Raw genomic sequence first — 26,830 nt, 5'->3', positions numbered from 1 at the left:
TGTAAACATGAAATAATGAAAGCATTTGTAAATCCTAAGCGATTCCTTTTTCTGCTGATGGTCGCAGTGGGTATTCTTTCCTGCCAAACACAGGAAAAAGCGGATACCTCTTCTGTTTCTGAAAATGATGGCGACTATTTCCGCGATATTTACCCCGATACCTGGGTCGCCAGTGATGCGCTTGGCCGCCTGATGCCTGATTTTTTGGAAGTTGGGCCGGTTAAAAATGATCAACGCCGTGTTGTCGGGATCTTTTACATTACCTGGCATGGTCAGGGGCTGGCCAACCTGAAACAACCGTACCAGGCCGATGTAAGCAAGATCTTGGACACCGATCCGGCTGTGCGCCTGGATGCCGGACATCCGCTATGGACCGAAGGCTCTTATCACTGGGGTGAGCCTGAAATGGGTTATTTCCTTAGCCAGGATGAATATGTGATCCGAAAAGATATGTCGATGCTGACTGATGCCGGTGTTGACGTGCTGGTGATGGATGTAACCAACGCGGTGCGCTATTGGGACGAGTGGAAAGTTACGTTCAGTACGATGCAGAAAATGAAAGCTGAAGGAAACAAAGTGCCGCAGTTCATCTTCTGGGCATTCAACGGCCCGGTGATTACCGTCGTGCAGGACTTATACGACCGGATTTACAAACAGGAAAAATATAAAGACCTCTGGTTTTACTGGGACGAAAAACCCTTGTTGCTGTATAATGGCACTCCCGGTTTCGATGCCAACAGAGGTGGAATTACCCACCCCAACCCGCACTTCGATCCTGCGGCGAAAACCGATCCGAACCATCCCCATTACCAGGACCCGGATTATGCGGAGGAATTTTATCAGGATTACACCAAAGAGGTGAAAGATTTCTTTAGCCTGCGCACCATGTGGTGGGGTTACTACGAATGGGGACGCAAACGTTATATCGGAACAGAAGATAACTGGAGCTTTGGTTACAGCATGGCCGATCCAAAAGTGAAAGCCCTGAAACCGGAAGAATTGTTATCTACGCACCACGGAAAAAGGGAGCAGGCGGCTGTCACCCCGGCGCAGCATCCGGTTACCATGACCAAAGAGAACATGGGTGTTGGCAAATCGTGGTCGCGCGAAAACGGCCAACCCAAACTGAATGAATATGATATGCCCGATTCGGCTTATGTTCCGTGGTTGGGGAAAACGGTGAAAAATCCGACCGGTTACGGCATTTATTTTCAGGAACGATGGGATGAGGCCCTGGCCGCCAATCCGGAATTCCTGTATATCAACGACTGGAATGAGTGGACGGCAGGGAAGTATCAGCCCGATGGCGGCGGAACCACTCCCTGGCTGGGCCGCGACAATCCGTTCTTTTTTGTCGATCAGTATAATGCCGAATTCAACCGTTGCATTCACCCGATGAAAGGCGGCTATACAGATAATTATTATATGCAGATGGCTCAGAACATCCGTAAATACAAGGGCATCCGGCCAATCCCCAAACAAAAAGGCTACCATTCGGTCAAACCTGACGGGGATTTCGGGGAATGGAAAAAAATCCAGAACGAGTTCCGCGATACCCGCGGCGATACCTTCCACCGCGATGCGATTGGTTATGCCGGTGTTCGTTACGTCAACACTTCGGGACGAAATGATATTATTACCGCCAAAGTAGCTGTTGATAAGAAAAATATCAGCTTTTACGCTGAAACGTCGGACAAGCTTAGTTCGCATACCGGAAATAACTGGATGCTGCTGTTGATTGATGCCGACAACAACCCGGAAACCGGTTGGTATGGTTACGATTTTCTGATTAATAAAAATGTGAAGGATGAAAAAACGACGACTTTGATGCGTTACGAAGCTTCGCAAAACGAGGGCATGTGGAAAGAAATAGCTGAGTTGGATTATCGGGCGTCTGGAAATCAGCTCGAACTATCAGCACCTCGCGAACTTTTAAATCTGACCGGCAATCAGTTCACTTTTGATTTTAAATGGACCGACAATCCAACAGAGTTGAAAGACCCGATTTCGCTTTGTACGCATGGAGATACCGCTCCGAACCGAAGATTTAATTACCGGTTGATTTGGAGCAGGTAATTTGAGTGATGCTGAATTCGTAAAACACATGAAGATGAAACACCGACAATTAGCGATATCAAAAATAACCGGCTCATGCTTTCTGTTTGTACTTGTTTTTCTGGGGGCATGTACCCCGGAGGTAACACCGAAAGATGAGTATACGGTAGCTGCCTTTTACTGGCCGGCTTACCACTACGAACCCAAAGCCGAATTTCTTTTCCCCGACAAAAAAGGGGAGTGGGAGATAATCTACAACGCGGTGTCGAAGGAAGACGGACACCAGCAGCCCAAAGTACCACTTTGGGGATATGTTGATGAGGCCGACCCGAAAGTAATGGACAAAAAAATTGAAACGGCTGTAAATTACGGAGTTGATGTTTTTATTTTCGATTGGTATTGGTACCGTGGCGAACCTTTCCTGGAAGATTGTGTGGATAAGGGTTTTATTGGAGCCAACAACAACCGGATGAAATTCTATCTGATGTGGGCCAACCATGATGCAACTACTTACTGGGATGTTGATAACCCGTCGTTCGATTCGGTGATATGGCGAGGGGGCGTTGATCGTGAGCAATTTAATGTGATTGTAGATCGTGTCATTGAGAAATATTTCAAAAATCGGTCATATTACAAGATTAATGGTGAACCTGTATTCTGTATTTACGAACTCAATACGCTAATTGATGGTTTGGGCGGAGCCGGACAAACCAAAGAAGCCTTTGATTATTTCAGGAAAAAAACGATCGAAGCGGGTTTCCCTGGCTTGCATTTACAAGGTATTTTGTGGTCGGCGCTTCCCTCGTCGATTTCAGGCGTACCCGGCGATCGTATTGAAAGCCAGGATCAGGTGCTTTCATATCTTGGTTTTAACAGTTTAACCAACTATTGCTGGGCGCATCTTCAAAATCCGGACGGCGATTATGAACAATGGGCAGATGCTTCTACGGGCATGTGGCCGGATTTCTTGAAGGAATTTTCTATTCCCTATTTCCCAAATGTCACGATAAGTTGGGATGCCAATCCACGCTTTTTATTTAAGGCGGGTTATATCAGCAATTCAACACCTGAGAAATTTGGCCGTTATGTGCAAAAAGCAAAAGATCTTGTTGATCAAAACCGCTATACGACAAAGCTGATTACGATAAATGCCTGGAATGAATGGTCGGAAGGAAGTTACCTGGAGCCCGACACGACCTGGAACTACGGATATCTCGAGGCGCTGAAAAAAGCGATGGACAAAAAATAGATGAATAAGCAAGAGGCAATGGAAAGTCTCGGTTTTTCAATAAAATAAAATTGATGGCGATGCAAAAACGACTTTTACTACTAATTACCACTGCTTTTTATTGTATGTCGGTTCCCGGATGTACCGATAAAGGAGAGGAAAAAGAAAAGAGAATTATCATTTCTTCGGATGTCCCGGTATCTCAACCGTTGGCCGGAACCGACGAGTTGGGACGTGTACTGCCTTTGAACGAAGAAGTGGGAGATCTGAAAGCCAACCGGCAGGTCGGTATTTTCTATTTCTTATGGCAGGGTGACAAGGCATCAAAGACTTCTGAAAAGTATTGGGACTTAACGGAAATTATTCCTGCCCATCCCGATGTACTGGAGAATTTTAACAATCCGAGTTGGGGAACTACTTCGGTTGGGGGATATTATTTCTGGGGAAAACCTTTATACGGATATTACCGGGGCGACGATTACTGGGTACACTTGCGCAACATGCAGCTGCTCACTGATGCACAGGTTGATTTCCTCATTATTGATGCTACCAACACGCTGATTTATCCTGAACAATCGGAAGCTTTGATGCAGGCCATTAAAGACATTCAGGCGCAGGGTAAACATGTGCCCCGCATTGTTTATTACACCAATACCGAATCGGGGAAAACCATGCAGAATATTTACAACACTTATTACAGGCAGGGAGCGCCGCATTATCATCCTTCGTGTTGGTACTACCTCGACGGAAAACCATTAATCATTGGGATCAGCAGCGAAGCCGGCGGGAAAGATTATGAGTCATTTTTTACTTTTCGCGAATCGCAGTGGCCCAACGAACCTGTTAAAACCAACGGTTGGCCGTGGATTGAATTCAAACGTCCGCAGCAGGTTTACACCAACACAAAAGGAGCGAAGGAGATTATAAATGTTTCGGTGGCGCAACATCCCGATGTGCCGGCGGGCATGGGAGGCTCAGCTTTTTACGGAAACAGGAACAACTGGGGGCGCAGCTACCGAAACGGTTCGCATGGCAACCCGGAAAAAGATATTTTTTATGGATACAATGTGCAGGAGCAATGGGATTTTGCGCTAAATGAAGATCCACCTTTCATTTTTATTACCGGATGGAACGAATGGATTGCCGGACGGTGGAAGAGCCCGGATGGAAATCCCAACCATTCGTTTTTCTGCGATCAGGCCAATCCCGAATACAGCCGCGACATAGAACCGACACGCACAGCCGGCTTGAACGATAATTATTACATGCAGATGGTGGCTAACATTCGCCGGTACAAGGGCGTGGATACTCTTCCGAAAACGAGTGGGCAAAAAACAATTAAGGAGTTTAAAGAATGGGATGATGTATTTCCGAATTACACGGATTATACAGGCGATACAAAAGCCCGGAACCATCCGGGTGCGGAATCGGATCCCGAAAGGATTTATAGCAACATCACCGGACGAAACGATTTTTACCTGATGAAGGTGACGAATGATCCTAACCGTATTTATTTTTTTGCTCAAACCAGACAGGATCTGTCAGGACAACGGGACAGCAACTGGATGAACCTGTACATCGATTCTGACAGGAATAAAAATACCGGCTGGTTGGGATATGATTTCCGGATTGCAGCAGGAAATAAATTACAGGAATATTCAAACGGAGAGTGGAAAGAAGTGGCTGAGATCGGTTTTCAACTGGGTAAAAATAAGATGATGTACTCCATTTCGCTTCAACTCCTGAAACTTTCCGGTCATCCCGATCTGGAATTTAAGTGGTCGGACAATATGCAGGATGAAACCGATCCGCTGGACTGGTACATTAACGGGGATGTTGCTCCCGGTGGACGTTTTAACTTTATATATACCTCAATAAAATGAATAAATCAGGATTACAACAGATCTTAATACTGATATTGGTTTTTACTTTTTCGGCATGTACACAGGAGAACCGCAATTTGAACGTGTACGACCTTCGGTGTTGTAATCTGCTTAACCCGGAAGGAATTGAAAATCCTTCGTTTAGCTGGAAAATAAAAACAACAGCGCAGGGAGTTGCACAAACGGCATGGGAGGTCCAGATAGCAGCTTCAGAAAGTTTGTGCGCCAGTGGAAAACCTGATGTGTGGAGATCAGGGAAACAGTTGTCTGATGTACAATTCAACATTATACCTGACAATATTTCGCTGGAAGAAACCGGGAAATTTTTCTGGCGTGTACGGGTTTGGGATAATTATGGAAATGTTAGCGGTTGGAGCGAGCCGGCCTCTTTTTCAATCGGTTTGTTAAGCGACGAATCCTGGGTAGGCAAATGGATCACCTATCCCTATTCGAGAGAAACTGCTTTGCCTTATTTTCGAAAAACATTTCAAACGAATGAAAGCAAAAATTCTGAAATAAAAAGAGCTATCGTGTATTTTTGCGGACTGGGTGCGGGCGAAATCTATTTGAACGGGCAGTTGGTCGATTCAACGCGTTTTTTGGATCCGGCGCAAACCAATTATGAACAGTATGCTTTGTACAGCACATTGGATGTTACTCATCTGATTCGTAATGGAGAAAACTGTATCGGGGTGATGCCGGGAAACGGTTGGTTTGCACAGGATGAAGCCTGGCAGGGAGCTCCCTTTAGTTATGGGCCGCCCATGTTGAGGACTCAGTTAGTCATTACATACAGCAATGGCTCGCACGACATCATTGCCAGCGATGAAAGCTGGACCTGGAAAGAAGGCCCTGTCATCAAATCAAATATTTATTTGGGAGAATCCTACGATGCCAGGCAGGAAACAGAGGGATGGAGTTCGCCTGATTTTCAGGATGAAGCCTGGCACCCGGCCCAATTGGTTGAAAAAGCTGCTCCTCCAATATTGAAACCCCAGCTGATAAATCCGATTCGAAAAAAGCAGGTGATTCAGGCGGTTGACAGGTGGCAGGACGCGTCGGGAAACTGGATCTTCGATTTTGGTGTAAATGCTGCCGGAATTGTGCTGCTGCAAGCGGAACAGCCGGCCGGCACCCAACTTCGGATTAGAATGGCTGAAGAAGCAAACAAAGACGGCAGTCTGGATTTTTCCACGCTTGGTTGGATTCATCACGGGAAAATATTCGGGAACCAATACATCTGCAAGGGTACGGGAAAAGAGCGTTGGATGCCCCGCTTTACTTATCACGGATTTCGCTATGCCGAACTCGGCGGCTTTAACGGAATACCTGATCTTTCAACCGTAAGTCTGGTTGCGGTGCACAGCGATTTGGAAAATACGGGCTCATTTGAATGTTCGGAGCCGCAAATCAACCGCCTGCACGAACTGGCAATGCGTACTGTTTTCAGTAACATTCACGGAATTCCGACCGATTGCCCCGACCGCGAAAAATGCGGTTGGCTGGGAGATTCGCACGCTTATGTGAAAATGGCGAATGTAAATCTGCAGATGAATAATTTCTGGGAAAAATACCTGAATGACATCCGTTCGGGAGCCGCTCCTGTTGAGAAAAATACCTTGTTTCACGAACGGTTTAATACCAGGTTTTATTTTACCGAAAAGCCATCCGGTTTGCCTTACATGATTGCACCGGGGAAACGCCTTTGTGGGGTGGCTTCGCCCGACTGGGGAACGGCGCTGGTCCAGCTGCCCTGGTGGTTGTATGTTTACTACGGGAACAAAGCTGTTCTCGAAGACTGTTACCCGGACATGAAGCAGTGGACCGACCATGTTGCAAGCCTGGCTTCCGACGCCGAACGAACATTAAAATACAACCGGGAAACCAAACATATTGTTTATCAGGGGCTTGGCGATTGGTGTCCTCCGGGAGGAAACGACCGTATCGACACAGCGATCGAATTTACATCAACCGCTTTTCATTACCTCGATGTTTGTATAATGGAGCAGGCCGCACGATTACTTGGCTATGAGGCCGATGCCGAAAGATATGCCGTAGAAAAGAAACTGATTGCAGGTGAAATGATTTCAATCATGTACAATGCTTCAGAAAAAACATTTGGCAGCCAGACTGCTGATGTAATGGCGCTCGATTTTGGACTGGTTCCTCAAGGTGATGAAGATGCGGTGGCCAAGGCGGTTGTTCGCAACATGACCGAAAAGCACGATGGTTTTATGAACTGCGGAATATTTGGGATCGGCCGGATTGGCAGTATGCTGGCCCGTTATGGTCAGGCAGAGGCTGCCTTTAACCTGTTTACAAAAACCGGTGAGAACAGTTTTGCCAGAATGTGGGATGAAGCCAATGCAACATCGTTGTGGGAAACGCTGCCGGTTAGTAAAGATAGTGAGGAAAGTGCCCGGGAAGCTTCGCACAACCATCCGATGCAAGCCGGTTATGATATTTGTTTTTTTGAAGATATGGCAGGTATTCGCCCTGATTCGTCCGGGTATGGATTTAAAGTAATTCGGTTTGATCCCTTGTTTACCGATTTGATGGATTGGGCCAAAGCCTCAATCGAATCACCTTATGGAACGATTGTTAGCAACTGGAAACAAAAAAATGAAGCTATGGAGTGGCAGATCGAAATTCCTGCGAATTCAACCGGTTTGGTAGCCTTGCCCAATGCGAAAACGTTGATAGTTAACAATGATCTGTTGAACGAAAAGATTTTTACTGTGGCCCGAATAACAGGCAGTAAAACGTTGTATCATTTTCCATCAGGTCGTTTTACTATTCAGATTAGTGATTGAATTGATCGTTGAAACAGTTTTTAAATCACAGATATAAAATGATTGATATGAAGTACAAAATCGTCCTAATTTTATTTTTTCAGATTTTAACTACAGGAATTTTCGCCCAAATACCTCCCGTATTGAATTCTGCCAACAAGCAGATTCGTTCTGCCGAGGTAAGCCAAACCTATTTAACGCCAACACGCATCGTTTGGACTTCCGATAAAACCGGAAATCAGGTTTACCATGCTGAAAGTATTTTGAAACCCGGCATCGGTCAGGCCGATTTAAATCGGGGGGATTATTTAACTCTGATAAGTTCAGAAGAATCGTTTCCCGGAATTGTCCTTGATTTTGGTTGTGAAATTCATGGCGGACTGGAAATTGTAACCACCATCAGCAACTCCAATCCGGCTGGCCGGATCCGGATCCGTTTTGGCGAATCGGTAGCAGAAACCATGAGCGATATTGCTGAGAACGGGGCCACCAACGACCATGCCATGCGCGATTTTGTGCTTACGTTACCCTGGCTTGGCCGCATCGAAGTGGGCGACACCGGTTTCCGTTTTGTCCGCATCGATCTGGTTGACCCGGGTACAAAAATTGAAATCAAGGAAATCAATGCCGTTTTTAAATATCGCGATATCCCTTACCTGGGCTCGTTTACCTGTAATGATGAACGGTTGAGCCGGATTTGGATGACGGGCGCCTATACGGTGCACCTGAACATGCAAAACTACCTTTGGGATGGAATCAAGCGCGATCGTTTGGTGTGGGTTGGCGATCTTCATCCCGAAGTAATGACCGTCAATACGGTTTTCGGGTATCAGAGCGTGGTTCCCAAAAGCCTCGATCTGGCCCGCGACCTGACGCCCCTGCCCAACTGGATGAACGGAATCAGTTCTTACTCGATGTGGTGGGTGTTGATTCACCGTGACTGGTATGTTTATCATGGCGACCTCGGCTACCTGAAAGAACAGCAGAGCTACCTGACAGCCTTGTTGAAACACCTGGCTGTAAAAATTGATGCCGACGGGAAGGAGATTCTCGATGGACACCGTTTTATGGACTGGCCATCCAGTGAGAACCCCGGGGCGGTTCATGCCGGGTTGCAGTCGATGATGGTGATGACCTTTGAAGCAGGCGACGAGTTGCTTCGTATCCTTGGAGATCCGGAGTCAGCCGCTTTCTGTCGCGAAACAGTCGAAAAGTTGAAGAAACATGTTCCTGACTTCAATCATTCGAAACAGGCTGCTGCATTGCTGGCCTTGTCCGGCCTGGTTCCTGCTGAAAAATCAAATACAGAGCTTTTGGCACAAGGAGGCGTACATCAAATGTCGACTTTTTATGGCTACTATATGTTGAATGCCAGGGCGAAAGCTGGCGATTATCAGGGAGCAATCGACAATATCCGCGAATATTGGGGCAGTATGCTCGATCTTGGGGCAACTACCTTTTGGGAAGACTTCAATATTGAATGGAAGGAAAATGCTTCCCGGATCGATGAAATTGTCCCCGAAGGCAAAGTTGATGTGCATGGAGCTTACGGTGATTACTGTTACAAAAGTTACCGCCACAGCCTTTGCCACGGATGGGCAGCGGGTCCTACACCCTGGCTGACCCGGTACGTTTTGGGGGTAAATGTGCTTGAACCCGGCTGTAAAAAAATCAAAATTGAACCGCACTTAGGGGACCTTGACTGGGTGGAAGGAACATTCCCCACGCCACAGGGTATCATCGAAATTAAACACCGGAAGAATGCAGACGGGAAAATCGTAACATCGGTGAAAGCGCCGAAAGGAGTTAAAATTATTCGGTAAGTTTACATCTGTCTATAACCTAAACCTATGAAAGCCAGATTAATTGCATTTTTGTTGCTGTTCATACTGGGTTTGAACCATTGCATTCAGCCCCATAAAGAGAAAAACAGCCGTTTTTCCATTACGGTGGAGGATATGAAAAAGTCATTCGTAAATCCTCCCGACTCTGTCCGTCCGGGTGTTTACTGGTATTTTATGGACGGTAATCTTTCGCGCGAGGCCATGACTGCCGACCTGGAATCGATGAAGGAAGCGGGGATTGGTAATGTTCTTTTTTTGGAAGTGAACGTTGGCGTACCACGAGGTAAAGTCGATTTTTTGAGCGACGAGTGGCAGGAGTTGTTTGCACATGCGATGAAAGAAAGCAAACGTCTCGGAATAACCCTTACCCTGGGTGTTGGCCCGGGCTGGACAGGGAGTGGCGGACCGTGGGTGAAGGCCGAAGAGTCGATGCGGCACCTGGTGAGCAGTTCGGTTGAGTTGCGCGGTCCTTCGGTGCAAAAGTTGGTTTTGCCTAAACCTACTCCAAAGAGGCCTTTCTTTGGTGAAGGCACACTGACTCCCGAACTTCGGGAACACCGGGATGCTTATTATCAGGATGTGGCCGTGTTGGCATATCCGACACCGGAAAGTGCTGCTGAAATTGCAGATATCGATGAGAAAGCGCTTTTTGTGAGAGCTCCCTACACGTCGATGGCTGGCGTTAAACCCTATCTTCCGGAACCCGATTATCCTTCGGATCAGGCGGGTTTGGCAGCAGTAGATCTGGCAGAAATAGTTGATTTAACATCGAAACTTCAGGCAGACGGAACACTCGACTGGAACGTCCCGGAAGGAAAATGGACCATTATCCGTTTGGGAATGCGAAACAATGGTGCGGTCACCCGGCCGGCTCCCTACCCGGGAATCGGGTTTGAATGCGATAAATTTGACACAGTCGCCTTTAAAAACCATTTTGATGCCTTTATAGGCAAACTGTTTGCAAAGTCAGGCTTCACAAAAGCCTCAATGGATGGGGGCCTGTTTCGTTTGCACATGGATAGCTGGGAGATGGGCGCTCAGAACTGGAGCAACAATTTTCGCGAGGAATTTAAAACCCGAAGAGCCTACGATCCGCTTCCTTTCCTTCCGGTATACAACGGTCAGGTTGTCGGGAGTGTTGAACAGAGCGAAAGGTTCCTTTGGGATCTGCGCCTTACCGCTCAGGAATTGGTACTGGAAAATCATGCCGGTTACATTAAAAAAATGGCCCGGCGTTACGGCCTCCGTTTATCTGTTCAGCCCTATGATATGAATCCCTGTGCCGACCTTGATTTGGGTGCGGTTGCTGATGTGCCGAGTTGCGAGTTTTGGCTGAAAGGCCTTGGCTTTAATTCGTCGTTCGGATGTATTGAAGCAACTTCGATTGCCCATGTAATGGGGAGGCCGGAGGTTGCTGCTGAAGCCTTCACCGCTGATTACGGACGTGAAGGTTTCACGGCCTGTCCGGCTACATTGAAAAATCAGGGAGATTGGGCTTTTGCAACAGGGATCAACAAGTTTATCTATCATACCTTTGCCCATAAGTCGCTTGGTGAGCATTGCCGTCCGGGAATGACGATGGGCCCTTACGGCGTGCACTGGGACCGGGGACAAACCTGGTGGCCCATGGTTCAGGATTACCACAAGTATGTTTCCCGCTGTTCATTTGTATTACAACAGGGCCAGACCGTTGCTGATGTACTTTACCTGACCCCGGAGGGCGCTCCCCATGTTTTTCGTCCTCCACATTCGGCGATGGACGGAAACGACACGATTCCCGACCGGAAAGGATATAACTTTGACGGCTGCTCACCATTAATGCTGGCAAATGCTTCGGTTGAGAACCATAAAATTGTATTTCCGGGAGGGGCTTCTTATCACCTGTTGGTACTTCCAGCCCAAAAAACCATGACCCCTGAGTTACTTGCAAAAATTGAGGAGCTGGTTCGTGCCGGAGCCTGGGTAACCGGACTTCCACCTGTAAAATCACCCGGTTTAACCAATTATCCCGACTGTGACAAACAGGTCCGGGAGACTGCCGGTCGGATCTGGGGCACTGTAACCCCTCCGGCAGAAGTAACTTCCCGAGGGTATGGAAAAGGAAAGATCTATTGGGGAGGAAGCCTTTCTGAGTTTGCTGATAATGAGTTGTATCCGGCATATGATGCCACTGCTGCGCTTTTGAGGGAAATTGGAGTTAAAGAAGACTTTCAAAGTAATGGACCGGTGAGGTATACACACAAGCATCTCGATCAGGCTGAGGTTTACTTTGTTGCTAACCGGGAAGAAGAAAAAATCAGCGCCGATTGCATTTTTCGTACCGATGAAGGAATTGTTAACGGGCAGTGGCCGGAATGGTTACTCAAGGGAAATCCCAGGACAAGCGGCCGGTATACGTTTACCACCTTCCGGTTTTATCGTGCAGGTTCTCCGTTGATGAAATCGGGCTTATTGGGGCCTGTTGTTATTCTTCAGGAAACACCAAGTCCGGGTTAAAAGTCCAAATAAAATCGTCAGAATTGATAAATATTTTTTAGGTAGTTTACAACTTATTGCTATATTTGCACTCGCATTTAAACACGGGTGTAGCTCAGTTGGTAGAGCACTGGTCTCCAAAACCAGGTGTCGGGCGTTCGAGTCGCTCCTCCCGTGCAAAGCTGCCCAAAAGGGCAGCTTTTTTATGTTGGGCAGGTCATTTGCTGGCAGATTAGCTTCAGATCCTGAACACAAACAATTAAATGGATCAGGCTGGTTACTCACCCAAAGTCAAACTTTTAATCAACTCAACTTCTTCTTGCTTATATGGCGTTCCATCGGGATGAAAGATTTCGTGAAACCAAAGTGGTGGCTCCGAGCCATCCGCGATGGGCTCATCCCAGGCATATTTGGTGTTTGATTTTCCCGCTACAAGTCCCCAGTTAATGGCGCCTACATTTTCTTTTTTCAGAATGGGCATGATGTTTTGGAACAGGCTGTTGTTGCGGCGGGCCATGTATTCGGTGCAGACCATCGGGCGACCGTAAGCTTTCAGCGAATCAATGGCTGCCTGGTGTTTTTCGGGCCCTTCATAATTGTGATAAGTAATGATGTCGGAGTTTTCCACCTGAAATTTATTCAAATCAGACAGGGAAAGGTTCCAAACGCCTACCGACAAAGGTTGTGAAGGGCGAATTTCCCATCCCCATTCAAAAACTTTCTGCAAAAGCGGCATCGATTTGTTGCCATAACCCGAATTCCCGGGTTCGTTGTACAAATCCCACAGCGCAATCCGCCGGTCATCTTTGAACGAAGTGAGGATATCTTTCACATACGCTTCGAGCGTGCTGATTAATTCAGGTTTTTCGTGCAGCAAGTCACCCGGATCGCGCACCCAGCCCGAATTGTGAACACCTGGTTTGGGCTCGGGCTGTTTGCCGGCCTGGTAAGTGGCATTCCAGCAATCGTCGAAAAACACGAAAATGGTTTTAATTCCGTGGCTGTTGGCCATGTTGAGGTATTGGTTCATACGGTCTTTAAAACCTTCCTGGTCTACTTCCCAGGCTACGTGGTGCAGGTACACCCGCATGCAGTTCATGCCAATTTCTTCGGCCCAGCCCAGTTCGCGGTCAATAGTTTCCGGGTCAAAGGTTTCGGCCTGCCAGGTTTCCAACTGGTTGATAGCTGTGCTGGGATTAAAGTTGCATCCCCGTAACCAGCCATGTTCATCGCCCCAGGCCTTTGCCTGCCCGATGGTCCAGATCTTCGCTGACAGTTCTTCGGTTGTTTGCTCATTTTGTTTCGTCTTTGTCTGACAAGCCGCCAAAAGCAGTACACCGGCCAGCAGCATAAAAAATGATTGTTTTTTCATCATGTTTTGATTTAATGGTAATTGAATATTGCTATTATTTAGCTTCACTTTTGTTTATTGCAGGGTAACCCGGCACCAGGTGTTTGATGATTCAGAAACTGAATTGGCCAGATTTTCTTCCTGAATGCCTTCATGCTGCCTGTAATCAACCAAGCCAAAGTTAATTCGAAAATCCGAATGCTTGTCTTTCTGAATGGCATCAAACAGAACTTCAAACTCAATTTGGTAACCGGTAGCCGATTTTATCCTGGCTACAGCCTTTACCTGATCTGGCGCCATGCTTTTCCATTCTCCCCGGTCTCCTTTTTCCAGCTTTGTTTCGCCCGTATAATTACACCAGAACCGGAATAAACCCTCGCCGGGCTCCAGCAGGTTTTGATTGTTAGCATCCAGATACAGATACACCCCGTCGGCACGGAGCATATTGTTCGAGTCGGAAGTCAACTGTTTGTCATTCACATCAACACCCACATACAACTTATCGCCATCTTGCCTGATGCCGGCCCGAAGGTTTGTTTCGCGCAGGTGCCCGATAAAAACAGGCCAATCGTTTCCCCATTCAGGCTGGGTTAAAATTCCATCGGTTGAAATAGTTCCCTGCTGTGCTTCCAGTTCCGGAATGATGTGTCCCCGGATGATCCATACTTCACAGTTTGGACTCCGAAAGCTGGTGGTAGCCGCGGCAACAACGGTATGTTCGTCCCACAATGAAACTGAATTCCATTTGGCCTCCCGGTCCAGCGGAACTGCAAAAGGCCTGCTCAGTTTGGTAAAATTGCGCCCGGTTTTATCGCCGACAGCCACTTCCATGGTGGAGCGTTCCCAGTCGGCGCTTCGTCCGCCGGTAGTTTGATACGAAAGGACCGTTTCGCCCGAGGGAAGTTTCATCAGGTAAGGCGCCCCGGCATAAACAGGATCAGGGAGCGGTTCTTTAAGTGCAGATTCCCGGTAAGGAGAACTGGCCAAAACCGGCGTTTCCCAGTTTTCCGAAACTTTAGTCCTGACAATATAAGGCTTAAACTGTCCGATTTTATTGTCCTCAATGGCTACAATAATTTCATCATTAACCAGCAGCGGAACCGGCATGCCATCGCGCCGTCCTTCGCGAAAACAGACGGTCTTGATTTCCCCGCTCCAACTGACTCCGTTATCGGACGAATGCATCATGGAGATGTTTTGCTCGTCGGAGGTGCGGAAAGGATTTTCGTTGGCAAAATACACCTGAAGTTCGCCGTTGGGCAATTGCAAAAAAGCAGGCTCCCAGCAGCCGTCTTTAAAACGTGGGCCGGCTTCATAAATCACTTCACTTTCGGTCCAGTTTTGCCCGCCATCGCTGCTGCGCCGAACGGCAATGGCAAAGGGAGCAATTTCGTCTTTTGCGGGGCGATAGTTGCAAGCCATCACCAGGTGGCCATTAGCCAGTTGGATCAACTCGGTGTTGGCAATGTTAACCTCGGTTGTTTCTCCCCGATCGTTGGTATAAGGATGTTGTTTGAAGGTGATAACCGGCTGGCTCCAGGTTTTCCCGTCGTCGGCGCTTTGCACCAGTTCGCCGTTGCCTTGTGTTTCATAAACGGCCATCAGGCGTCCGTCATTTAACCTGCGGACACGTGGGTAGCCTACCCAACTTAACACCCTGTTGCCTTGCGGTGCCAGCCGTTGCATCGAACTGTAATCCCAGGCGATGCGGATTCCTTCAACCGGATCGCCGGTGCGGGCGCCGTATGGCTCTGCCGGCTCGTCACTTTTTTTACATCCACCCGCAAACACACATAAAGCCAGGTATAGAATTATTCCAGACATCGATATTTTCATTTTTTCAATTCAGGAGTCATATAGTTTTTATCAATGATCATCACTTCCTGCCCGTTCCGGTTTTCAAAACGAACCGTGCTGATATACATGTGGCGGGGATGGATCCGCTCTTTGCTGTTGTGCGCATGAAACACAATCCGCAGATTCCCTTCCTTGTCGGTAAACATGGCGCTGTGGCCAACGCCAACCAACTCTCCCGGTTTTTGCAGAATGGGATTCTGAGCGTATTTTGTCCACGGTCCCCGGATGTTGGTGGCAGTGGCAACGCCAATGCCGTAAAACGGGCTTTCGTAACTGTTGGCCGAGTAGGTCATGTAGTAGGTACCGTTGTGTTTCAGTACAAAAGCGCCTTCGTTCACCCGCGGCCAAACTTCTTCCCAGGCCTGCGATACGTTGATGCATTTAGTCATGGTTTCGGGTTTGATCAGGATAAGATCATCTTCCAGTTCAGCCACCCAAATGTTCAATCCATCGTTAAAACGATCAAACAGAAGATAGGGCGTACCGTCGTCATCGATAAACAAAGAGTTGTCGATGCACTTTTCATCTTCAATCATGGGCTTAATTATTTCCTGCTTGAACGGCCCCAGCGGATTGTCGCTGGTTGCCACACAAATGTGTTCGTCGGCCGAATAGTACATGTAAAACTTGCCGTTGACATAGTAAACCTCGGGCGCCCAAAACCAACGGTCGGCCCATACATCTTTTTTATGCAGCGCTAAACTTGAATTGGTTTCCCAGGTTTTCAAATCGTCCGAAACGAAAACGGCGATGCCATCATTTGAATACGTTCCGTAGGCGTAATATCTCCCTTCCCAAAGCATGATGAACGGATCGCCTAAAGGGATCTTAATTTTCTCTTCGGGGCCATTTGGCTCAAATTCAGTATCACTTCCCTTGCATGATGAAATTTGTACAAGAAATGATAAAATCAAATACGTAAGGAATATCTTTTTCGAGGTCATTGTTTGTTGTTTTTGATGATGGGATTATTAACAATACAACCTGACAGGCAAAATCTCTTATAAAACCGGAATCTATCTTACGATGCCAAAATGATCCGCTAACCGATTGTATTCATCTTTTGAAATGGTGATCATACATCCATGCCTGACAGAAGGAGGTAAACTGTATTTATCCCAATCGTGGTAAAAAGTATAGCCGGAGGCTTGAAACCAGGGGCCATTCATATTATCAGCAATTGAAAGGCCGTAGGATACTCCCGGGTATTGCTCGTAATACATGTACCAAATTTTTCCGTCGGGCGAAGGAATCAGCATGGGCGCCTCCCTGAAATTGGGGCTGATTGGGGCAGAGGGTTCGGAATAGGGACCGAGTAGTGACGGCGCTTTGGCTATCCGGATGGTTTTGCCGGTAGTCCAGTAAAGTGTCGGGTAAGTTTCATCTTTTAAAACCGCGTAATAGGAATCGCCAATCTTTCGGATGAAAACATCAATGGTCCCCATATCCCACTCGAACAAGCGTGTCGGATGATCAGAAAAAGTTTTCAAATCTTTTGACAGGACATACAAGGTGCGCTGGCTCGCCCAGTAAGTTTCGCCGCCCTCTTTGTGGGGTGTATGCCAGGTAACCACGTATTGTTTCGAATCCTGATCGAAAAATATTTTAGGCGCCCCGATCCGTTGCAAGGCATACGAATAGTCGGGTGTACTTTTTAAGTCGGGCGTATAGGTGCTGTGTTTATCCCAGGTAATCAGATCGGTTGAGACCCAAAAGTTGATATCGGGTGAAGCGTCGCTGGTGTTTCCGGCAATATAGTAGCGGCCGTCATGACCTTTGCAGATGTCCGGATGTCCTTTGTAATCCTGAAAAACACGCTCCTTGTTGTTTAATGCCGACCAATGCAGTCCGTCCAAACTGACCGAATAATACAGACGCCCGTAATCCTGGTGCGTCATATGGGCAAAAAGGTAGGCCTGGTTTACCGCGTTTTCCGGCTTGTCAACCTGCCCGGGCGGTGCGGGTTGCTGGGCGTGAACGCCAATTGCAAGCAGTAGGATTATCACCAGGAGGGTAATTTTTTTCATTTTTAAAAAGTTAAGGAAAGGCGACCGGAAAACAACCATTGAGTCATCCTGTCCGGCAACCGCCGAATCAGGATGACTGCCTCGAATACGTGTTTTCCGGTCGCCTTTTAAATTTATCAGATATAATTCACATAAACCACTAATACATCGAATTCTGATCCAGATTCGGGTTATTGTCCACCTCGCTTTGCGGAATCGGCATCCGGTGAGATTTGCCAACAACAAAGTTGGAAAAGTCGGCATCCCTTGAAATCAGTTCATTCAGGCCTGTTTGTGAATCCCAAAGTTTCCAGCGTTTCAGGTCGGCCCAGCGGACCCCTTCGAGGCAAAGTTCCAGCGAACGCTCCATTTGCAGCCTCTTCAAAAAGTCGGCTTTTGAATTTACGACAGCTGAATATAAGGTACTGTTGGCCAATTTCGGTAATCCAACCCGCTCGCGCACACGGTCAACGCACTGAACAGCCAGGGTGGGAGGCGTACTGCTTGATAACTCTGCTAAGCATTCAGCATATAATAGCAGCACATCGGCATAACGAATGACCCGGAAGTTAATCGGCGAGTAATAATCCTCGTGGTTCCGGTAGTAATCGCCCTGGTATTTGCGGAAAAAACAGTCGGCGCCCCAGCCAGCTTGCCAGTCTCTGCCATAAATTTTTTCTCCGGGATAGTCGGTTTGCAACTCCGGATAAAAAATACTGGCTCTTAAACGAGGGTCAATTCCACCGGCAACAGTCGGCTCTTTTTTATATTCATCCACCAGCCATCTTCTGGGTTGACCATCGGACCAGCCAATACCGCGTGGTGCGAAAAACTGGGCACGGTTGGAACCCACGTTTTGATTTGGCTCATCACCGTCGCCACGGGGGTTGATATCCGAAAACTGAATTTCGAAAACGGATTCTTTATTGTTTTCGTTGGTGTGCGTAAAGTTATCCTTGTAGTTATCAACCAACCCGTAATAGGTTGCGCCGGATCCTTCAACCAACCAAGAGAGGGCGTCTTTTGCAGCCTGCCATTCGTGTAATTGCATATGCACTTTCCCAAGAAGCGCCAGGGCAGCTCCTTTGGTTGGCCGGCCAAGATTCGCCAGATTCCACTGTTCCGGTAAGTTATTGGCTGCTTCCTGAAGATCAGTCTTAACCTGGGCATAAACCTGGGCAGCTGTACTTTGCTCCGGCGTATCATCGGGTTGAGAAGCATTCAATACCAAGGGCACATTATCGAACATTAAGGCCAGGTTGTAGTAATAAAAACCACGTAAAAACTTAGCCTGGGCAAGGATCCGGTCTTTGTCGGCCTGGTTGGCGAATTCAATTTCAGGAACATAATCCAGGACCTGGTTGCAGCGGAAGATCGCTTTGTAATGATCCCGCCACATCCAGGCATTGCCCTCCCAGAAGTTGTAATTAAAATAGATGAACCGGGTCCATTCTTTCAGTTCGTTCCAGGGACTTTGACTATATCCTTCGTCCGATGTCAAATCAAAACGAAAATAAATCCAGCGGCTCCAGCTACCAGGTTTATAAAACATCGTGTATGCGGCATCCAGGCCAAGCTGGGCATCGCCAGGTGTTTTCCAAAAAGTCTCAGTTGTTGGAAAATTGGGATTTTCTATGTCTATCAGATCCTCATTGCAGGAAATGACCGACAATACCAACACGAATAAGTTAGATAATAATATTTTTTTCATAGTATTTCTGAATTAGAATTGGAATGAAAGAGAAAATACAACTGATTTAGGTGACGGATAAGATGCGTCATCGTGTCCTTTCACCCAAATATCCGGCGCTTTAAACTCAGGATCGAGACCCGAATATTTGGTGAATGTAACCAGGTTTTGACCGGTTACCGAAACGCGCAGGTTGTCGAAAATTTTCCTGAGTTCAGGAATATCAAGGGTGTAACCCAGGGTCATTTGCCTGATCTTAAAATACGAACCTTTTTCAATCCAACGGTCCTGATCGCCGCGGGCGTTCCGGTTATCGGCGTAGATCACGCGGGGATTTTTGGTATTCGGATCTTCTCTGGTCCAGGGTTTATACCCCGACAAATGGTTGGTGTTGTCGGAAAATCCGCCCATCCAGCTGGCAGCGCCATTAAATACATCCTGTCCAAACGATCCGAAACCGGCAAAACTAAAGTCAAAGTTTTTGTACGAAACCTGGCCGTTCAGCCCAAGTTCGAATTTCGGCCAGGGGTTGCCGGTGATGGTTCTGTCCTCATTATTTATTCGTCCGTCGTCGTTTACATCGGCATAACGGATATCTCCCGGTTTGGCATTTGGTTGAATAACAGTCCCCGATGAATTGGTATGGGCCAATACTTCCGCTTCATTCTGAAAAATACCATCGGTTTTGATGGTATAAAACATCGCCAAAGGCTCTCCAATTTCAGTTTTGGTGATCCAGCTGTATTGCTCTACTTTGCCATAGCCAAATTCCAGCACTTCATTTCTTAAACGGGTAAAGGTGGCGCCTACCGAGTAGTTAAAATCACCTTTTTTATCCCGCCACAAGCCGGTAATCTCAACTCCTTTATTTCGCAGGCTGGCTGCGTTTACATACGGATTACCGCCATCGTTCCCGGTAGTCATCAGAATGGGCATGGGGGTTAAAACATCCTTGGTGGTTGAAATAAAATATTCGGTATTAAACTGCAATTTGTTTTCAAGGAAAGAGATATCCATACCAAAATTCTCCTGGGTTTGTTCTTCCCATTTCAGGTCGCGGTTCACTAATTTTATTTGGGTCATCCCCGGCTGAAGGTGTTGGTCGTCTCCAAATACAGCAATCGGGAACGAGTTCAAAACAGCAACGTAATCCCAATTCCCAATGTTAACGTTTCCAAGTGTACCGTGGCTGTATCTCAGTTTCAAATCACTGATCCATGAAACATGAAAGAAGTTTTCGCGGCTAAGTCTCCAACCGGCTGAAATTGAAGGGAAGAAACCCCATTTGTTTTCCGGAGCAAATTTCGAAGAACCGTCATAGCGGAAAGTGGCGCTTAACAGATATTTTTCGTCAAACGTATAATTTAAACGGCCAAAATAGGAAATCAGGGAAGATTCGCCCGTGTTTCCCCAGGCATTCGGGTCGGTTGTACCGGCATCAATCACGTCAAAATAACGATCGCCAACCTGAACCAGATTCTTTTTCTCGGCAGCAATCATTTCACGATAGGTATTCTGATAGGAATTACCTACAACGGCATTGATATCGTGTTTTTCGATTTGTGTTTGATAGGTAAGCGTGTTCTCAATCAGCTTATTCACAAACTTGGCCTTGTTTTCATACCTGGTTGATGGATCAAAAGGTTGGTTCAACGTAAAATTACCTTCTTTTCTCAACCATTTATGATTATCCCTGCTGGTTTCGTAGCCGAGGTTCAATTTATACTGTAAGCCCTTCATCAGATCGAGGGTTGCATACAGGTTTCCCCTTATCCGTAGGTTTTCGTCGCTGTTATACATCAAATCTTCCGTGGCAATCGGGTTTGAGCCGAAAGTTCTTGCCGTTGCTTCATTCCCGTAGCCGTAACCGCCGAAGTTGTTTTCGTCGTAGATCGGAATAATGGGTAACATCCGCAAAACGTCGATGTGCTTTGAGAAGACGGAGTTTTGGTTTTCAACAAAGGTGTTACTGATGGCGAGGTTTTCGCCAATCGTGAAAATTCCTTTTTTCCCTTCCGTATTCACCCTGAAACTGTAACGCTCCATGGAAGTTCCGTAAACGGTTCCCGGATTGTCGTAATAATTTGTCGAAACAAGGTATTTCCCGTCTTTACTGCCACCTGAAAACGACAGGTTATGATCCTGGATCACCGCAGTCTGGAATACGGCATCATTCCAATCGGTATTGCCATCCATCCAATTCGGTACGGAATGAACATCGGGGACACCGTCGGCAATGGCATTTTGATAGGCTTGCGTGGTAATGGCGATCCATTCGTCACGGCCCATCAGGTCCATCATGGGCAGTTTGTCGATGCTGAGTTTTCCGGAATAATTGACTTTCATTTCCCCGGCCGACCCTTTTTTTGTTTCGATAATAATGACGCCGTTTGCAGCACGTGAACCATAAATGGCAGCTGCCGAGGCATCTTTCAGAATCTGGATTGATTCGATATCATTCACGTTAAAGTCGCGGTTACCGGAGGTTGGCAAACCATCGATAATGTACAGCGGATCATTGTTGGTAAAATTACCCAGGCCCCTGATTTCAACAACCGGTTCGCTACCAATGCCCCCACTGGAACGGATATTAACACCTGCAACCAGTCCCTGAAGGGCATTGCCGACTGAGAGCGCCGTCACGTTTTTGAAGTCATCAGCTTTAACCACAGACACAGCTCCCGTTAAATCTGCCTTTTTAATGGTACCATAACCAATCGCTACCACCTCTTCCAAACCGATAGAAATTTCTTCCATAACGATGTTGATGACAGTTTGACCGGCTACCGGCAGTTCTACCGTTTTCATCCCAACAAAGGAGAATACAAGAACCGCATCAGAACCGACTGAAGAGAGTGAGAATTCACCGTTGAAGTCGGTAATAATACCCATCGATGTTCCTTTAACCGCAACGGTAACGCCGGTGATCGGCTCTCTGGAGGTATTTGTCACTTTCCCTTTTACCGAAATATTCGCTTGAGAGAGGTTTTTAATTTCGAGGGTTTCATTTTTACTGATTACAATGTACCGGTCTACCACTTTATAGGTTAAATCAGTACCCTGAAACATTTCGTTGAGGACCGTTTCAATACTGGCATCTGTAATCGAGATGTTCACCTTCTTTTGGTTTATTTCATCTTTGTTGTAGAAGAAATAAGAGCCACATTGATTTTCGATTTCGGTTAAAACTTGCTGAATCGTGGCATCTTTAAGGTTTAGATCAACTTTTGCGGTTTGAGAGTAGGTTCTGGCGCTTACGGTCAGCACTCCTAAAAACAGTAAGAAGATTGACAACTTCATAACCAATAATAATTTCTTAAGCGATCTTTTCAGATCGTCATGAGTTTGTGTTTTTTTCATAAATTTGTTGTGTTAAGTGTTAATGCATTCAATAATTAACTCTTGTACAGGCGGTAAGGATGTGGGCGCATCTTTATCGCTTTTCTTTTTTAACTTGTTTCAATCATAAGCATCATTGATAGGTTTATAATTAATAACTCTTTTTCAACTTAATGATATTTCGGTCGTTGGGCATGAGCTCAACTTCAATATCAATATTTTCCCTGAGGGTCAGTATCTCCAGAATTTGGTCAATTGGCTTGTATTTCAATACGGTTCCGGAGATCCGTTTTGCTTTCAATTCTTCGTCCAGAATGGTAATCTCGACATTGTACCATCGTTCAAGCATATGCGACAGATCAGTTAAGGATACGTTATCAACGAATAGTTTTCCTTCTTTCCACAATGAGAAATGCCTGGTGTCGACATGGTAAACGTTCAGCTCGTTATTATTGTCAAAAAATGCACTTTGCCCGGGCTGTAGGCTGACAAGCAGTTCTTTGTCCTGATTCAATATGGCAACCTTTCCTTCAATCAATGTGGTTATTTCCATTTCTCCTTCATAGGCTTCAACATTCAGCGTGGTTCCTGTAACCTGGACGATTGATTTGGTTGTTTTAATATGAAATGGTTTGGCCGGATTCGACTTAACATGGAAAAATGCTTCACCAACCAATTCCACATCCCGCGTGTTGCCATCAAAGTTGCCAGGATATTTGATTCTGGTTTCGGAATTTAACCACACCTGTGTCCCGTCGGGCAGTTCAAGCTGAGCCATCTGCCCGGTGGGAACGAATAATGTGGCGTAAACAAGTTCCGGTTGAGTTTTTTTTGAATTAAAGAGATATTGGAATAACGATCCGATCAGCAGGGATATGAAAATGATGGCTGCATATTTTAGAATGACCGTAGTGAAGAGTTTTTTGCCCGAATGAGATTTTCTTTTTAAGCGGGAAAGCATATTCTCCGGTGTGTTAGCCAATAGAAAAGCGATCGTATCAGCATTTTCTTTTATGGTTTGAAAATCCCTTTCAGCTTCTTCAAGATCCTGCTGGTCGATGGATGAAAAATTGCCGGGTTTTTCAGTTGTTTCCCGGGTCACCTTTTCCGCAATATATTCCCACTTTTTTGAATGATCCTTCTGCATGGTATCAAGTTCTTTAACTACTATACACCTGGGGAGTGCAAAAGGGTGATTCTTTTTTTCAGAAAATTACCATCTTTTTTTACGAAGAAGAGAGAATGCTTTTCCCATTTGTGACTTCACGGTATTTTTTGAGATTTTTAATCGTTCAGCGGCCTGGGCATAGGTACATCCCTTCAAAGCAACCAATTGAAACGTTTTCAGGCATTGGGGAGGGAGTTGTTGGATTTGAGTGCTGAGTTTGATGAGCAATTCATCATGCTCTGCATCATAGTGTTCGTCATCCGGGAATGGATAATTTTCAAGTTCAACGAACTTCGAATGATTCCTCAGATAATTTAGTGATTTGTTTCTGACAGCCCTTCTTACATAAGGAATAAGTTTATCGTCGAAAGTAAAGGAATCTCTTTTTTCCCAGAGGGTGATAAAAACCTCTTGAACGATATCCTCGGCAGCAAGATGATCATTGACAATCCGTACACAAAAGAGCAGAACCCTTTGATAATTTTCAATAAAGAAATAATCATAGGCTTTGTCGGAGATCTTTTTAATACTATTTGTCATTTTGAGCCAATACAAAAAAGGTCAAACTATGTCGGCCAGATTTAATCCGGGGACTGTCGTAAAATAAAGTGCCCGTCAAAAATGAACGTTTACTTAAACGGTTCCTTTTTTTTATCTGCAGATTCCGTGATTCATTAAAACCAGTCACCCGGCAGACGTTAAAATCAAAGATATTGATATTTTGTAATCCAGCCGCTGTTCCGGCAGTGAAATAACGGATATAAAGTCAAAAGCCCGGAACTCCGGGCTTTCAAACTTTATTAACCATTCTATTTGAAAAACTTTTATTTGCGAAAGAAGGTATTCAGAATTACTCTTTTGAACAGGATTGGATAATTAAGAATTTCATTTTGAATACCGTTGAAAAATTGATCGTTTTACCGTTTTTGAGAATTTGAACTAAGGAATTTTGAACTAAGGAATTTTCGGTATTTACGGATCACTTTTCTGCTAACAATTTTTATATTTTTCTGATAGTATACTTTTTATTCGATATCGGTCATTTTTCTGAGAATTGCTGATGCTTTGGTGCTGTAGTAACTGTTGCTTTCAGCTATTCTTTGAAACTGTTTATATGCCTTTTTCTTGTTATCGGTTTGCAGGTAGCATAAGCCCATGTACCATTGGGCCTGCTCAACGAAGAGGTTATTCTTCTCTTTGATAACCTGCTGGTAGGAGAAGATTGCCTGCTCGTAATTGCCGGTTTGCTGGCAAGCCATTCCTGAGTAAAAATTACCGATTGGGTTCATGTTGTTAACCGTGAGCACATGATCAAATAAATCAAGCGATTCGGCGTATTTTTCTTCATTGAATTTGTGAAGGGCCATACTTATTTTGCTGTCGAGCAGAGCATCTCCCGACCTGAAAATCCCGGTTGCCTGGTATATTTCGTAATATTGCGTATAAAGTTCGTTGTTATTTGCCGCTTTGTGCCGGCTGATCAGGCTGGTGATGCTGATGATCAGGATCAACGAGGCCGCGATTGTTGCAATGGCAATCCGCGATTTCGGGAACCTGGCAGCAAATGACCGTTCTTTGCTTTTCTCCTTGACGATTTCTTTGCTGATCTGATCAAGTTTCTCCCGGAGTCCCATGATGTCTGTTTCCCGCACTGCACTGTCAATTTCTTTATGCAGATCAAGTTCTGCAACCAGATCGGGATTGTTTATCAGTTCTGTTTCGAACGAAGCCAGGTTTTCTTCCGACAACTCAAAATTCAGATACTGATCAATTTCCTCAATTTTTCTGGAGGTTGAAGACTCGGTTTGCTGAATGCTTTGCAGGCTGGCCCTCAAATCCATGATATCAGTTTCGGCCAACGCTTTGTCTACCTCCATGTAGAGGTCTACATCTCGTGCAAGTCCCTGGTTTAAAGCCAATTCTTCTGCGAATTCGGCCATCCGTGCTTGATCCATTTCCTGATCAATGAATTGCTCAATCTCCTGAGTTGTTCGCTCGTGGGCCGAAATGCTCGTTGCAATCTGCTTTAAATTCGCCCGAAGATCAAGAATGTCTTTTTCGCCAAGTGCGATTTCCAGGTCGGCAAAAATGGCCTCGTCCTGTGGCGTCAGAGAAAAATCTTCTTCAGAATTGGAATCCTGATTTTGTTGTTCTTTGTAGAATTGATGAATATTTTCTTTTTCAGCGTATTTATGCTGGGCCATGTGTAAAATGGGCAAGCTTTGCGAAAAGCTAAAAACATCGCTGATATTGACCGGTTCTATAAATTCTTTGAAAGATGACATGTTATCGGACAGTTCAAAGTTGAAGCTTTTGTGCTCAGCCAGAACAGGAACAGGTTCTTCGGTTTCAGCCGGTTTTTCCTGTGCCATAATGTGCTGCAGGTTGCTTCGCAGGGCGATAATTTCGTTTTCCTGAACGGCGCTTTCGATATCCAGGTGGAGTTGAATGTCTTCCTCCAGTTCCGGATTGATGGCCAATTCTGCATTGAATTCTCTCAGTTCGTCACCGGTCAAGTCCTGGCTGAGATATCTGTCAATGTATTCGGTATAATTTGACTTGCGTATCATCTTTCAATTTTTTTCAATTTCTACAAGCAGAACGCTCAATTTTAAAACAATAGATTCTTTTCGGTTAAATGATCAGAGTCTAAATTATAATTCATCAGACGATTGATCACTTTGGAAAAAGAAACGTCGAATGCGTAAAAAAATCTGTTCAGCTTTACTTCTTTTAAATTATCATCTATTGTAGGATTGTAATTTTACTAAAATCCATTTTTCGGATTTGGCTTGATTTGTTAAACACGGGTGTGCTTAAAAACATGCTTTAAATAATTGTTTAGCAATATTTTAATAGTCCGGTGTTTTTGATCTTTGCCATCCTGGTCGGTGATAATTTTTCTTGGATTTAGTCAAGATCTTCGATGTACATATCTAGATCGCGGGAAATGCCGCCTTTGACTTCGTTTAATTCTTCTTTTGTTAAGATTTCGAATGAATCAAAAATGTTTTTTTCGTTGTTAGCAAATAAAGTTTTCATTACTTTTAATTTTTAATGGTTAATGTTTAAAATTCCTTAATTATCCTTTGTTCGTGGTTTTATCCGGTAAAGGGGAAAAAGGTAACCCCATAGAAATGAA

Annotated in this window: 16 protein-coding genes and 1 tRNA gene; 7 read left to right on the top strand and 10 right to left on the bottom strand. The window is 45.7% G+C overall.

The annotated features are described in order from the left end of the window. The first annotated feature begins 15 nt into the window (after positions 1 to 15). From AC6H3C_RS17255 to AC6H3C_RS17225, 7 genes are all read left to right on the top strand, one after another. Positions 16 to 2,076, top strand: a complete 2,061-nt coding sequence (locus AC6H3C_RS17255; RefSeq protein ID WP_497516663.1) for a hypothetical protein — start codon at positions 16 to 18, stop codon at positions 2,074 to 2,076. Positions 2,077 to 2,110: 34 nt separating this feature from the next. Further along, positions 2,111 to 3,304 (top strand): glycosyltransferase WbsX family protein, encoded by a 1,194-nt coding sequence (locus AC6H3C_RS17250; RefSeq protein ID WP_497516662.1) that lies wholly within the window; start codon positions 2,111 to 2,113, stop codon positions 3,302 to 3,304. A 59-nt stretch (positions 3,305 to 3,363) separates the two neighbouring features. Continuing rightward, positions 3,364 to 5,166, top strand: a complete 1,803-nt coding sequence (locus AC6H3C_RS17245; protein WP_497516661.1) for a hypothetical protein — start codon at positions 3,364 to 3,366, stop codon at positions 5,164 to 5,166. Then, positions 5,163 to 7,979 carry a family 78 glycoside hydrolase catalytic domain gene (locus tag AC6H3C_RS17240; RefSeq protein ID WP_497516660.1) on the top strand — a complete coding sequence of 939 codons (2,817 nt, stop codon included), beginning with the start codon at positions 5,163 to 5,165 and terminating at the stop codon, positions 7,977 to 7,979. The genes AC6H3C_RS17245 and AC6H3C_RS17240 overlap by 4 nt, the downstream gene beginning before the upstream one ends. 47 nt (positions 7,980 to 8,026) lie before the next feature. Then, entirely contained in the window at positions 8,027 to 9,781 is a 1,755-nt protein-coding gene (locus AC6H3C_RS17235; RefSeq protein WP_497516659.1) for an alpha-L-rhamnosidase-related protein, read from the top strand. 27 nt (positions 9,782 to 9,808) lie between these two features. Then, entirely contained in the window at positions 9,809 to 12,298 is a 2,490-nt protein-coding gene (locus tag AC6H3C_RS17230) for a glycosyl hydrolase (RefSeq protein WP_497516658.1), read from the top strand. A gap of 83 nt (positions 12,299 to 12,381) precedes the next feature. Next, a tRNA-Trp gene (locus AC6H3C_RS17225) sits at positions 12,382 to 12,454 on the top strand. 100 nt (positions 12,455 to 12,554) lie between these two features. Here the strand turns inward: AC6H3C_RS17225 and AC6H3C_RS17220 are convergent. From AC6H3C_RS17220 to AC6H3C_RS17175, 10 genes are all read right to left on the bottom strand, one after another. Then, positions 12,555 to 13,652: a glycoside hydrolase 5 family protein gene (locus tag AC6H3C_RS17220; RefSeq protein WP_497516657.1), complete on the bottom strand. Its 1,098-nt coding sequence runs from the start codon at positions 13,650 to 13,652 to the stop codon at positions 12,555 to 12,557. 51 nt (positions 13,653 to 13,703) lie between these two features. Continuing rightward, positions 13,704 to 15,452, bottom strand: a complete 1,749-nt coding sequence (locus tag AC6H3C_RS17215) for an exo-alpha-sialidase (protein WP_497516656.1) — start codon at positions 15,450 to 15,452, stop codon at positions 13,704 to 13,706. A gap of 8 nt (positions 15,453 to 15,460) precedes the next feature. Further along, positions 15,461 to 16,429, bottom strand: a complete 969-nt coding sequence (locus AC6H3C_RS17210) for a glycoside hydrolase family 43 protein (protein WP_497516655.1) — start codon at positions 16,427 to 16,429, stop codon at positions 15,461 to 15,463. A 72-nt stretch (positions 16,430 to 16,501) separates the two neighbouring features. Next, complete coding sequence (locus tag AC6H3C_RS17205) at positions 16,502 to 17,512, bottom strand: glycoside hydrolase family 43 protein (protein WP_497516653.1); 1,011 nt, start codon at positions 17,510 to 17,512, stop codon at positions 16,502 to 16,504. 139 nt (positions 17,513 to 17,651) lie between these two features. Beyond that, positions 17,652 to 19,202: a RagB/SusD family nutrient uptake outer membrane protein gene (locus tag AC6H3C_RS17200; RefSeq protein WP_497516652.1), complete on the bottom strand. Its 1,551-nt coding sequence runs from the start codon at positions 19,200 to 19,202 to the stop codon at positions 17,652 to 17,654. 12 nt (positions 19,203 to 19,214) lie between these two features. After that, positions 19,215 to 22,541, bottom strand: a complete 3,327-nt coding sequence (locus AC6H3C_RS17195) for a TonB-dependent receptor (protein WP_497516651.1) — start codon at positions 22,539 to 22,541, stop codon at positions 19,215 to 19,217. A 130-nt stretch (positions 22,542 to 22,671) separates the two neighbouring features. Next, the gene (locus AC6H3C_RS17190) at positions 22,672 to 23,667 is read right to left on the bottom strand and encodes a FecR family protein (protein WP_497516650.1); all 996 of its coding nucleotides are present in this window, start codon (positions 23,665 to 23,667) and stop codon (positions 22,672 to 22,674) included. A 66-nt stretch (positions 23,668 to 23,733) separates the two neighbouring features. Further along, complete coding sequence (locus tag AC6H3C_RS17185; protein ID WP_497516649.1) at positions 23,734 to 24,228, bottom strand: RNA polymerase sigma factor; 495 nt, start codon at positions 24,226 to 24,228, stop codon at positions 23,734 to 23,736. 485 nt (positions 24,229 to 24,713) lie between these two features. Continuing rightward, positions 24,714 to 26,258: a tetratricopeptide repeat protein gene (locus AC6H3C_RS17180; protein WP_497516648.1), complete on the bottom strand. Its 1,545-nt coding sequence runs from the start codon at positions 26,256 to 26,258 to the stop codon at positions 24,714 to 24,716. Between the two features lie 340 nt (positions 26,259 to 26,598). Beyond that, a complete protein-coding gene (locus tag AC6H3C_RS17175; RefSeq protein ID WP_497516647.1) occupies positions 26,599 to 26,730 on the bottom strand; it encodes a bacteriocin in 132 nt (43 codons plus the stop codon). Between the last annotated feature and the right edge of the window lie 100 nt (positions 26,731 to 26,830).

It is taken from the genome of Gaoshiqia sp. US2 (assembly GCF_059705485.1).
Note: the sequence above shows the minus strand (reverse complement) of the source record. Positions and strands in the feature narration are given on the sequence as shown.